The sequence below is a fragment of the Christiangramia gaetbulicola genome (genome assembly GCF_003054225.1).
In the GTDB taxonomy this organism is placed as follows: Bacteria; Bacteroidota; Bacteroidia; order Flavobacteriales; family Flavobacteriaceae; genus Christiangramia; species Christiangramia gaetbulicola.
The window spans coordinates 256,931-269,777 of sequence record NZ_QBKQ01000002.1; the positions used below are offsets into that span (position 1 = coordinate 256,931).

Genomic DNA, 12,847 nt, shown 5'->3' on the forward strand with positions numbered 1-12,847 from the left:
AAATTCAAAATTACATATATTTTTTCAGCTGACTTTTGGGTGTGCAGGAAAAATAGTAATTAAAATATTCAACCTACTTAAGCGTTAGCTTTTTATGAGAACGAACTTACTTAAACTTTTCGTATTCACAATTTTTATATTAGGTCTTTCTTTTCAAGCAATTTCAGCCGAAATGCCATCTGAAAAAGAAGAATTTGTAGTGGTGCTTGATGCCGGTCATGGTGGGAAAGACCCTGGGAACATGGGTAATGGATTCAAAGAAAAGGATATTGCCCTAAGCATTATTCTTAAGATTGGGCAGGCCCTGGAGAAGTATGATAATATAAAGGTAGTTTATACCAGGAAGACCGATGTTTTCGTTGAGTTATTCGAAAGAGGCCGAATTGCCAACGAGGCAAATGCCGATCTTTTCGTTTCAGTACACTGTAATTCTCATAGCTCCCAGGCTTCGGGAACAGAAACTTTTGTTTTAGGGCTTAACCGTAATGAAACGAATTTTGAAGTTGCGAAAAAGGAGAACTCGGTGATCTACCTTGAGGAAAATTATGAGGTTACTTATGAAGGTTATGATCCTAACTCGCCGGAATCTTTTATTGGATTAACCATTATGCAGGAGGAATACCTCGACCAGAGTATCCTTTTGGCAGATCTTGTTCAGAAGGAATTCACCAATGATCTTAAAAGAAAGAATAGAGGAGTGAAACAAATGGGATTGATCGTTCTTCACCAAACCTATATGCCAAGTGTGCTGGTAGAAACCGGATTCCTTACCAATAACCAGGAAGGACCTTATCTTAATAGTAAGCGTGGGCAGGATGATATGGCCAGGGCAATTACCAATGCCATCATTGAATATAGCGGCACCATAAACCTTGATCTACTAGAAAGCATAGCCAAGGATCACCCTAAAGATCTTGAGCAAGCGCCGGTAACCCCATCTTCGCAGATCTATGAAGATGTAACTTTCAGGATACAACTGGCGGCAGGGTCAAAAAAGATAGACACCAAGCCCTATAATTTTAAAGGGCTTACCAATATAGAAAGAACCAAGGAAGGCAAGCTATATAAGTATTACTATGGTGAAACCTCAGATTATTTAAAAATTCAGCAATTACATCAGGAAGCGGTAAAGAAGGGATACCCAACCAGTTATATCGTTGCGTTTAAAAACGACAATAAGATAACGGTTAATGACGCGTTAAAATCTAAGCTTAAATAGAACGGCTTTTATATATTTATTTCTAAATTTGTGCGTATCCATTAAAATACATGCTTTTGAAATATTCCAGAGAGGTTAAAACTGCCCTGCTAGCTATTATCGCAATAGTGATTTTAATTTTCGGTTATAGTTTTCTAAAAGGGGAAAATCTACTGGACAACAGTCGAACCTTTTATGCAGTTTATGATGATGTTGAAGGTTTGTCTCCATCTTCAGAAGTGACCATTAATGGTCTAAAGGTAGGAACCATTACCGGTATCGATTTTTTAAACGAATCTGGAGACCTTCTGGTAACCTTCACCGTAAAGAACGATTTTCCATTTTCCAAGAGTAGTGAAGCTTTGATCTATGGTGGTAGCATAATAGGCGGAAAGTCTTTAGCTATCGTACCCAAGTATGATTCCAAGATGGGTGTGGCTAAGTCTGGTGATACGCTACAGGGGGATAAGGAAGAAGGTATCATGGAACTTGTGAATGACAGGTTAACCCCGCTTCAGAAAAAACTAGAGAATACTATAGTAAGCGCAGACTCCATGCTTACAGCTATTACAGAGATCCTTGATGATTCTACCAGGAACAATATTAGAGGAACCTTCAGGAATCTTGATGCCACGGTTTCTTCTTTCCAGATAACTGCGAATGAACTTCAGGGAATCGTTCAGGGGAATTCAGAAAAATTAGACAGAACATTTACCAATCTCGATGAGATGTCTGGGAACTTCAATAAGTTTTCAGATACGCTTACTAATATGAATATTAGCAAGATCACCAATGATCTGGAAAAAGTGATCGCAGATTTTGAAGGCATTTCAAATAAATTAAATAGTAAGGAGGGGACCGCCGGAAAACTTTTAAACGACGATGCAGTTTATAACAATCTGGACAGAGCTACCAGGCAACTGGAAGAATTGCTACAGGATGTCAAGTTAAATCCTAAGCGTTACGTACATTTTTCAGTATTCGGTAAAAACCCAGGTCCATACGACGCTCCAAAAGATTCTTTAAAATAACCAACCACCATGCAAATTGTTGCCCAGATCCTTTTTATAATTGCCTTAGTGGCAGGAATTGGCTTTTTTGCCAGAAACATTAAACGCGTAATCCGAAACCTGAAACTAGGTAAGGAGGTAGATCGATCAGATAATCCTGGCGAGAGATTCGCAAAAATGGCCAGGGTGGCTATGGGCCAGAGTAAAATGGTGAAAAGACCTATCGCAGGTTTACTTCATATCGTGGTATATGTAGGATTTATCATTATTAATATTGAAGTTCTGGAGATCGTGATCGATGGTGTTTTTGGAACCCATAGAATTTTCGCTTTCCTGGGAGGTTTTTATGATGTATTGATCTTTAGCTTTGAGATCCTGGCGTTTTTAGTATTCGTAGGGGTTATCGTTTTCTGGATAAGGCGAAATGCGATGCATATAAAGAGATTTTTAAGTAAAGAGCTTAAAGGCTGGCCTAAGAATGATGCGAACTACATCCTGTATTTCGAAATGGTGCTGATGATCCTTTTCCTTACCATGAATGCTGCCGACTATCAATTACAATTAAATGGAGCAGATCATTATGCTTCTGAAGCCGGTATTATGGGTAGTTTTCCTATAAGCCAGTATTTATTGCCGCTTTTAGATGGATTAAGCAATGCTACTTTAATTATTATTGAAAGAGCAGCCTGGTGGTTACATATCCTGGGAATTCTATTTTTCCTTAACTACCTGTACTATTCAAAGCATTTACATATCATCCTTGCTTTCCCGAACGTATATCTTTCTAAATTGACTCCTCAGGGTGAATTTGATAACCTGGAAGCGGTGAAGAAAGAGGTGGAATTAATGATGGATCCAAATGCCGATCCTTTTGCTGCTCCAGCTGAAGGAGAAGATGAAGGTGAACCGGAAAAATTTGGAGCTTCAGATATTTTCGATCTTAACCAGGTGCAGCTTTTAAATTCCTATACCTGTACAGAGTGTGGGCGTTGTACTTCAGAATGTCCTGCGAATCAAACCGGGAAGAAACTTTCTCCTAGAAAGATCATGATGGATACTCGTGACAGGGTAGAAGAAATTGGTGAGATCATCAATAAGAACGGGAAATTTGAAGATGACGGCAAGCAATTACTGGACGATTATATCACCAGAGAAGAACTTTGGGCCTGTACAACCTGTAACGCCTGTGTTGAGGCCTGCCCTATAGGAATAGATCCACTTTCCATTATTCTTGATATGAGAAGATATCTGGTAATGGAACAAAGTGCTGCTCCAAACGAACTGGCCATTGCGATGACCAACATCGAAAATAACGGAGCTCCTTGGCCTTATAACCAGATGGATCGTTTAAACTGGGCGAAAGAAAAATAAATTACGAATTAAAGAATAAGATAAAGATCAACGATATGGCAGATGCACTAAAGGTTCCAACAATGGCCGAATATATGGCGGAAGGCAAAAAACCCGAGGTTTTGTTCTGGGTTGGATGTGCCGGAAGTTTTGATGACCGTGCAAAAAAGATCACTAAAGCTTTCGTAAAGTTATTACACCAGGCTGGAGTGGATTTTGCAGTTTTGGGAACCGAAGAAAGCTGTACTGGAGATCCTGCAAAAAGAGCGGGGAATGAGTTTCTTTTCCAGATGCAGGCAGCGACTAATATCGAAGTATTAAATGGCTACGAAATAAAGAAAGTAGTAACCGCCTGTCCTCACTGCTTTAATACTCTTAAAAATGAATATCCTGCTTTAGGTGGGAATTATGATGTGATGCATCATACCCAATTTCTGAAAGCTCTCCTTAACGAAGGAAGGCTTAAGGTTGAAGGTGGGAAATTCAAGGGTAAGAAGATCACTTTCCATGATCCTTGTTATTTAGGTCGTGCAAACAACGAATACGAGGCTCCAAGAGATCTTCTTAGAAAACTGGAAGTCGAGCTTGTAGAAATGCGTAAATGCAAAAAGAACGGTCTTTGTTGTGGTGCTGGTGGCGGACAAATGTTCAAGGAGCCGGAACCGGGTAATAAAGATGTGAATATCGAAAGAACCGAGCAGGCTCTTGAAGTAGAGCCAGAGATCATCGCTGCAGGTTGTCCATTCTGTAATACCATGATGACAGATGGTGTTAAGAACAAGGAAAAAGAAGATAGCATAGAAGTGATGGACGTTGCCGAGCTTATCGCTAACGCGGAAGACCTATAGGAAAATAGATTTTTAAAATTTGAATTATTAAAGTCAACCGGACTTTTTCGGGGCTTTGGAATAACATAGATTTTTAATATAAAAGTTCTGTTGAAGCAATTTCAACAGAACTTTTTTTTTGACTATTATCTTTCAGCATTGACCGGAAATATTAAAAGTTAAATCACGGTACTATATTTGAGCTATGGGCTAAATAAATTAGATTTGTACAAAATCAATATTAGCCTTTATGTTAGTACCTTTTGATAGCCTGGCCGATAGCTCCAGAGTATGGATTTATCAGGCCAACAGGTCTTTTACCGAAGAAGAAATTCAGGAAATTTCCAAGAAACTGGATCTCTTTATAGAGAAATGGACCGCTCATGGTGCAGATCTCAAAGCTTCTTACGAAATTAAATACAATCGTTTTATCACTATAGCACTGGATCAGCAATTAAATGCTGCTTCAGGATGTTCTATAGATGCTTCTGTACAGTTCATTCAGCAACTGGAAAAGGAATACAATGTAGACCTTCTGGATAAAATGAATGTATCCTATAAACAAGGGGAATTCATCGCTTATAAAAGTCTGGCCGATTTCAGAAAAATGGCCAAGCAGCGTGCGGTTTCTCCTAATACCATTGTCTTTAATAACCTTGTAAATAATAAGGCCGAATACCTTTCAGACTGGGAAGTTCCGGCATCTGAAAGCTGGCATAAACGTTTTATGAATTAATGAAGTTGAAGCAGCCCCTGCCGTCTTACATTTTACTTATATTTTTATTTATCTCTTTTACGGGTTCTTCCCAAATTGAAGATCCTTTATTAGCAGAAGATCCTTTGGCTCAAAAGGCCTGGGTAGATAGTATCTACGATTCCATGACCCTGAAACAAAAGGTGGGTCAGTTGTTCATGGCCAGTATCTGGTCTAAGAATGAAAATGAAGCCGATAGTATTCGTAAGCAGATCAAAGAAAATTACATTGGCGGGCTTATTTTTTCTAAAGGCGGACCGGTAAAACAGGCGCAACTTACCAACGAATTCCAGGAAATGTCTGACGTGCCTTTGCTTATAGGTATGGATGCAGAATGGGGGCTGGCTATGCGTTTGGATAGTACTTATGCTTTGCCCTGGAACATGACCCTGGGAGCGATTCAGAATAATAAACTAATAGAAGAAGCGGGAGCTGCCATTTCCCGTCATACCAGGAGGTTGGGTGTCCATTTCAATTTCGCCCCGGTAGTGGATATTAATACGAATCCAGATAATCCAATCATTGGGAATCGTTCGTTTGGTGAAGATAAATTCAATGTTACTGAAAAGGCAGTCGCTTTTATGAGCGGAATGCACCGGGAGGGTGTTCTAAGTAGCGCCAAGCACTTTCCAGGTCATGGAGATACAGATTCAGATTCACACAAAACATTACCTACCATAAACTTTTCTTCGGAAAGGATAGACAAGGTGGAGCTTTATCCATACAAGGAATTGATCCCGAACGGACTTAGCAGTATCATGGTGGCGCATCTCAATGTTCCTGAACTGGAATCTGAGAATGGAACTCCGGCATCCTTATCTCAATCTATCATTACCGATATTCTGAAGGAAAACATGAGCTTTAATGGTCTCATTTTTACTGATGCCCTGGATATGAAAGGAGTATCACGCAATAAAAAGCCAGGAGAAGTAGACCTGGATGCATTTCTTGCCGGGAATGATGTGCTTCTAATGAGCGAGGATATCACAAAAGCCTCTGCAAGTATTGTAGAAGCTGTTAATTCCGGACAGATTTCAGAAGAAAGGCTGGAGCTTTCTGTTAAAAAAATATTGAAAGCGAAATATAAAGCCGGGTTAAATAATTTTCAGCCTATAGAGACCAAAAACTTAATTGAAGATCTGTATACTCCACAGGACAAGGCTCTGCTGGAGGAACTGTTCGAAAATGCTGTGACCCTGGTAAAAAACAATAAAGCTTTAGTTCCGGTAAAAAAGCTTGATAAAAAGAAGATCGCTTATGTGAATTTCGGGAATGCTGATGGCAGACCGTTCCTGGAGCAAATGAAAAAATATGCCAAAGTAGACTGGGTAAAGGCTGAAAGTCTTTCAGGTTTGCTGGAAAAACTTGAAGCATATAACTACGTGGTAGTAGGGTTTCATAAACCAGATACCAGTCCATGGGCATCTTATAAATTTTCCGACAAAGAACTGGTTTGGTTGCATGAGATCGCCAGGAAGAATAAAACGGTGTTGTCACTTTTTGCCAGGCCTTACGCGATGCTGGATATAAAAAGTTTTGCGAATCTTGAAGGCATTATTGTAGGTTATCAAAATAGCCCGGTAGCACAAAGAAAGGTGGTACAGGTTCTTTTTGGTGCTGTAGATGCTAAGGGGAAGCTACCTGTGAGCATTAAAGACGAATTTCCTGTGGGAACTGGCTTCAATACCAGTAACATTAATAGGCTTTCTTATGGTTCTCCCGAGACGGTAGGTATGAATTCTTCCAATTTAAAAAAGATAGACAGCATAATTAACTATGCTATAGATAAGAAGATGACCCCCGGAGCGCAGATCCTGATTGCGAGAAAAGGAAAGGTGATTTACAATAAGAATTTTGGCTACCAGACCTATGAAAAAGAATTTCCGGTTACAGATACCACTATTTACGATCTTGCTTCTTTAACCAAGATCCTGGCAACCTTGCCACTGGTTATGGAGCTTGATGAAGAGGAGGTTTTGAATTTTGATACTAAACTCGGGGAGTTGCTTCCCCAAATGAAGGGTTCTAACAAGGAGAACATCAGGCTTCAGGATATGTTGATGCATTATGGTCGGTTACAGGCCTGGATCCCTTTCTATATTTCAACTTTAGATCCTAAAACAAAAAAGCTTTCTTCAGAATATTATAGTGAAACGCCATCAGACGAATTCAATACTAAGGTGGCAAATAATATGTACATAAGAAGAGATACCGGGGATACCATTATCAACATTATTAAAGAAAGCGACCTGGAAAAAAGACTGCAGTATAAATACAGCGATTTGCCTTATTATTTGCTGAAGTATTACCTGGAATCCTATTACCAGTCTTCCTTGCAGAATATCACCCAGGAACATCTCTATAAGCCTATGGGAGCTAATTATACTGGTTACCTACCTCATACCAGGTTCGACTCTACTCAAATTGCTCCTACAGAGAATGATCTTTTATGGAGGCACCAGGTGGTGCGAGGTTATGTACATGACCAGGGCGCGGCTATGCAAGGTGGAATTGGAGGTCATGCCGGTCTTTTTAGTACGGCTAATGATGTTGCCAAGATCATGCAGACTTATATGAATGGCGGGAATTACGGGGACGAGCAGTTTCTGGAGAAAGAAACTATAGACAAATACAACACCTGCTATTACTGCGAAGACAATGTGAGACGTGGGGTAGGATTTGATAAGCCACAACTTGGTGAAGCCGGACCTACCTGTAATTGTGTTTCTATGATGAGTTTTGGCCATAGTGGTTTCACAGGTACATTTGCCTGGGCAGACCCTGAAGAAGAGATTGTTTACGTATTTTTATCTAACAGGACTTATCCCGACTCAAATAACCGAAAACTGATAAGGGAAGACATAAGGTCCCAGATACAAAAAGTGATTTACGAATCTATAGATTATTAATCGATGAAAATTGCCATTGTTTGTTATCCTACCTTTGGAGGAAGTGGTGTTGTAGCTACAGAGTTAGGCCTTGCGCTTTCCAGGAGAGGTCATGAAATACATTTTGTGACCTACAAACAACCGGTACGGCTGGAAACCATTTCCAGTAATATCAGGTTTCATGAAGTAAATGTTCCTGAATATCCCCTTTTTCATTATCAGCCTTATGAGCTTGCTTTGAGCAGCAAACTGGTGAATGTGGTGAAGAACTATGGGATAGAGCTACTTCATGTGCATTATGCCATTCCTCACGCCTATGCAGGTTATATGGCAAAGAAGATGCTGGAAGAGGAAGGGATAAGTATTCCAATGGTAACCACTCTGCATGGTACAGATATCACCCTGGTTGGGAATCATCCATTTTATAAGCCCGCGGTAACCTTCAGTATTAACAACAGCGATTTTGTGACTTCCGTATCAGAAAGTCTGAAAGAAGACACTTTGAAATTCTTCGATATTAAAAAGGAGATCGAGGTCATTCCGAATTTCATAGATGTTTCAAAATTCAAACAACAGATCTTTACCGATTGTCAGCGGGAATTAATGGCCCATGATGACGAGAAGATCATCACTCATGTTAGTAACTTCAGAAAAGTGAAGCGAGTGGAGGATGTGGTCAAGATATTTTATGAAGTTCAGAAAAATATGAAGGCTCGTTTGATGATGGTAGGAGAAGGACCGGAAAGGGAAACAGCGGAGCAATTAGTTAGGGAACTAGGTATTCGTGAACGCGTTCTTTTTCTTGGACAAAGTAACGAGATCGATAAGATTCTATGTTTCTCTGATCTGTTCTTGTTGCCTTCTGAAACTGAAAGTTTTGGATTAGCTGCACTTGAAGCAATGGTTCACTCGGTTCCTGTAATTTCCTCTAATACAGGAGGTTTACCAGAAGTTAATATAGGTGGTTTTTCGGGCTACCTTCATGATGTAGGTGACGTGAAAGGTATGGCCGAGAGTGCTATTTCCATCCTCAGCGATAATGATACCTTAAGGAGATTTAAGAAGCAGGCCGGAGAAGCAGCTGAAAAATTTGACATCAATAATATCGTCCCCAGGTATGAGGAGCTCTATAAAAAGGCTCTCATAAAAGCATAAAAAAAGTGGAGAATCATTTCTCCACTTTTTCATTTCTTAAACCTATCTATTTAAGAAAATCTAAAACTGATATCTTATTCCTAAAGCAATGTCTGGAGAGAAATCATCGTGGTCTCTGTAATCTGAGAATCCAATTTCTGGTCTGAAATCCAGCGATAGTAATAACGGGAAATCAAAATTATATTCGATCCCGATATCTCCTGCGATCAATGCAAAAAGACCATCGTTGTAGTCTATATCATTACGACGGTTATCGTCATAACTACCTAAACCGGCACCAGCACCAACGTACCAGTTGAATCCTCCTTCAATATTCCAGACCCACTGGTAAAGCCCCACCAATTTGATGGCATCATAGTTACTGTCATTTCTCCAGCCAAGATCTAATTCCAGACGGTTATTATCGCCTCCTATAGCTCTTTGGTAAGAAACTTCAGCGCCATAACTGTTACCGCCACCAATTCTTAAACCGATTGCGTTTTCAGAAATAGTTTGCGCGTTAGTCTGACTAAAAAAAACAGCTCCAAATGTAAAAGCTGCCAATAGAACTAATTTTTTCATGTTTGATTGTTGTTTTATTAGATGGAACAAATTTACCTTGATTAGCATTACCACAACGCCGCTGCTAGCAAATGTATTGTTAATATTAATTAAAAAACTGTTAAGCAGAGAAACAGAAAACTTCTAAATTTGAGTATGGAAATGAAGGCAGCCCTAAATCAACTATCTAAAGAGCTCAAGGGAGAGTTAAAGCATGACGAGCTTTGGAAAAGCATATATGCTACCGATGCTTCGGTTTATCGTGAAGTCCCTTTGGCAGTAAGCTTTCCGGTGAATGATGATGACCTGGTAAGACTTATTAATTTTGCGAAAGCGCATAAAACTTCCCTGATTCCAAGGACCGCCGGAACTTCCCTGGCTGGCCAGTGTACCGGAGATGGTATTGTGGTAGATGTGTCAAAACATTTTACTGATATCATAAAGGTCGACAAGAATCGTAAAACCGTTACCGTACAGCCCGGAGTGATCAGGGATGATCTTAATAGAAGACTTCAAAAACATAATTTATTTTTCGGTCCAAACACCTCTACCTCGAATAGATGTATGATAGGAGGTATGGTAGGGAACAATTCCAGCGGGACCACATCGATAAAATATGGAACAACCAGAGATAAGATCATTTCCCTAAAGGTTATTTTAAGCGATGGTTCTAAAGCTGAATTCAAAGATCTTACGCCAGAGCAGTATCAGGCCAAGTTAAAGCTGGAAAACCTGGAAGGTGAGATCTATCGGATTATCAATAAAAAATTAAGCAATAAGGAAAACCAGGAGGAAATACTAAAAAATTTCCCCCCGGCAGAATTACATAGAAGAAATACCGGTTATGCTATTGATGAATTATTAGCTACAGAAGTTTTTAATACTGGCAGCAATAAATTCAACTTTTCAAAATTGATCGCGGGTAGTGAAGGTACTCTAGCCTTTATTACCGAGATCACTCTGCAGCTGGACGAATTACCGCCAAAATATACCGCTATGGTTGCGGCGCATTATCCAAGTATAGATTCCTGTATGCAGGCGGTAGTGCCGGCAATGCAACATTCATTGTTTACTTGTGAGATGATGGATAAGGTCATCCTGGATTGCACCAAGGAAAGCTTGATGTATAGGGAGAATCGATTTTTTATCGAAGGAGATCCACAAGGAATTCTGATGCTGGAACTTAGAAGTGATTCTGAAACAGATCTTCAGAACCAGGTCGATGCCTTATTAGAAACCCTGGAAAGTTCTGGATTAGGTTATGCTTTCCCTGTATTATATAACGAGCAAATAGATCTTGCCCTGGAATTAAGAAAAGCAGGTCTGGGTCTTCTGGGGAATATGAAAGGAGACCGGAAGGCGGTAGCATGTATCGAAGATACCGCTGTGGCTTTACCGGTGCTGGCCGATTATATTTCAGATTTCAGTAAGATCATGAAATCTTATGATCAGCAAGCGGTTTATTACGCTCATGCAGGTGCCGGGGAAATTCATTTAAGGCCCATCCTTAATTTGAAAAAATCTGATGATGTAAAACTTTTCAGAAGCATTACCAAAGATGTAGCCGAACTGGTTAAGCGATATAACGGTTCTTTAAGCGGAGAACACGGGGACGGAAGGGTAAGAGCTGAATTCATAGAATTAATGTTCGGTAAAAACGTCTATGAATTACTGAAGGAGGTGAAATATGTTTTTGATCCTCAGAATATATTCAATCCAGGTAAGATTGTGGATGCTCCCGCAATGGACACCTCTTTGAGGTATGTACCAGACAGAATTGAACCTGAGATCGATACCATCATGGATTTCTCTGATGCCGACGGAGTTCTACGTCTTGCCGAGAAATGTAATGGAAGTGGGGATTGTCGTAAATCTGTAGAAGCAGGGGGAACAATGTGTCCTAGTTACCGCGCAACCAAGGATGAAAAAGATACCACCCGGGCCAGGGCTAATGCCCTTCGGGAGTTTTTAACCAATTCAGATAAACCAAATCGTTTTGATCATCCTGAATTGAAGGAGGTGCTGGATCTATGCATTAGTTGTAAGGGGTGTAAAAGCGAATGCCCTTCTAACGTAGACATGGCGGCTTTAAAAGCAGAGTTTCAGCATCAATACCATAAAAATAATAAACCGAGTTTCAGGGATAAGGCTTTTGCTAATATTACCCAGCAGAATGAAAGAGCCTCTAAATTTCCTGGAATATCGAGATTCTTCCTTACTAATGAATTTACTTCTGGAATAGCAAAAAAGGTGCTGGGAGTTGCTCCAGAACGGGAATTACCTGCGGTAGCAAAACAAACTCTGAAGGCCTATTATTTAAAGAACCAGGAGAAATTCAATATCAAAGACCCGGTTAAAACGGTCTATCTTTTTAATGATGAATTTACCAATTACCTGGATGTGGAAGTAGGGAAGGATGCCTTGAACCTCCTGGCAAAACTTCGCTATAAGGTTTTGATCATAGACCACCCGGAAAGTGGAAGAAGCCAGATCTCGAAAGGATTTCTTACCAAAGCTAAGGAGTTGGCGAACAAGAATGTTAGTATTTTCAAGGATCTTGTTACCACCGAGACTCCGTTAATTGGAGTGGAACCTTCGGCTATTTTGAGTTTCAGGGATGAATATTTGAGACTGGCAGACGATAAAACCGCTGCAAATGCTCTGGCAAAAAACAGCTTTATAATTGAAGAATTCCTGAAACAGGAAATTTCAGAAGGAAATATTAAGGCAGAGCAATTCACCCAAAAGCAGGCAACCATAAAAGTTCATGCGCATTGCCATCAAAAAGCACTTTCAAATGCTTCAAGGACTTTCGATATTTTGAACCTTCCTACAAATTATAAGGTTACTATCATTCCTTCCGGTTGTTGCGGAATGGCAGGTTCTTTCGGCTATGAAAAAGAACACTACGAGATAAGCATGCGAATAGGGGAGAATTCATTGTTCCCTGCAGTTCGAAAAAGTGAGAAATCGGTCATTATTTCAGCTAATGGCACTAGTTGCAGGCATCAGATAAAAGACGGAACAGGAAGGCAGGCTTTGCACCCGGTAACCATACTCAGAAATGCCCTGAACAAAAGCTAAAATTCTGTCAATGTTAATACTTTTTTAAAATTATATGCAGG

General features: G+C 40.0%; 9 protein-coding genes. 8 read left to right on the forward strand and 1 reads right to left on the reverse strand.

Going from position 1 to position 12,847, the window contains the following annotated elements:
• The first annotated feature begins 94 nt into the window (after positions 1 to 94).
• The 7 genes from C8P64_RS07780 to bshA all read left to right on the forward strand — a co-directional run bounded on the left by C8P64_RS07780 (position 95) and on the right by bshA (position 9,182).
• Positions 95 to 1,219 carry an N-acetylmuramoyl-L-alanine amidase family protein gene (locus C8P64_RS07780; protein WP_108171513.1) on the forward strand — a complete coding sequence of 375 codons (1,125 nt, stop codon included), beginning with the start codon at positions 95 to 97 and terminating at the stop codon, positions 1,217 to 1,219.
• A gap of 56 nt (positions 1,220 to 1,275) precedes the next feature.
• Positions 1,276 to 2,229, forward strand: a complete 954-nt coding sequence (locus C8P64_RS07785; RefSeq protein ID WP_245889677.1) for an MlaD family protein — start codon at positions 1,276 to 1,278, stop codon at positions 2,227 to 2,229.
• Between the two features lie 9 nt (positions 2,230 to 2,238).
• Entirely contained in the window at positions 2,239 to 3,579 is a 1,341-nt protein-coding gene (locus C8P64_RS07790) for a 4Fe-4S dicluster domain-containing protein (RefSeq protein WP_108171515.1), read from the forward strand.
• Between the two features lie 35 nt (positions 3,580 to 3,614).
• On the forward strand, positions 3,615 to 4,406 hold the full coding sequence (locus C8P64_RS07795) for a (Fe-S)-binding protein (RefSeq protein ID WP_108171516.1): 792 nt from the start codon (positions 3,615 to 3,617) through the stop codon (positions 4,404 to 4,406).
• Between the two features lie 229 nt (positions 4,407 to 4,635).
• On the forward strand, positions 4,636 to 5,121 hold the full coding sequence (locus C8P64_RS07800; RefSeq protein ID WP_108171517.1) for an ABC transporter ATPase: 486 nt from the start codon (positions 4,636 to 4,638) through the stop codon (positions 5,119 to 5,121).
• Complete coding sequence (locus C8P64_RS07805) at positions 5,121 to 8,048, forward strand: serine hydrolase domain-containing protein (RefSeq protein WP_108171518.1); 2,928 nt, start codon at positions 5,121 to 5,123, stop codon at positions 8,046 to 8,048. Before C8P64_RS07800 ends, C8P64_RS07805 begins: the two co-directional genes overlap by 1 nt.
• Before the next feature lie 3 nt (positions 8,049 to 8,051).
• Positions 8,052 to 9,182 (forward strand): N-acetyl-alpha-D-glucosaminyl L-malate synthase BshA, encoded by a 1,131-nt coding sequence (gene bshA / locus C8P64_RS07810; protein WP_108171519.1) that lies wholly within the window; start codon positions 8,052 to 8,054, stop codon positions 9,180 to 9,182.
• 60 nt (positions 9,183 to 9,242) lie between these two features.
• On the opposite strand, the gene C8P64_RS07815 is transcribed toward bshA, so the two are convergent.
• Positions 9,243 to 9,743 carry a hypothetical protein gene (locus C8P64_RS07815; protein ID WP_108171520.1) on the reverse strand — a complete coding sequence of 167 codons (501 nt, stop codon included), beginning with the start codon at positions 9,741 to 9,743 and terminating at the stop codon, positions 9,243 to 9,245.
• A gap of 141 nt (positions 9,744 to 9,884) precedes the next feature.
• Between C8P64_RS07815 and C8P64_RS07820 the strand changes: the two genes are divergently transcribed.
• Positions 9,885 to 12,806 carry an FAD-binding and (Fe-S)-binding domain-containing protein gene (locus tag C8P64_RS07820; protein ID WP_108172208.1) on the forward strand — a complete coding sequence of 974 codons (2,922 nt, stop codon included), beginning with the start codon at positions 9,885 to 9,887 and terminating at the stop codon, positions 12,804 to 12,806.
• Positions 12,807 to 12,847: the final 41 nt, after the last annotated feature.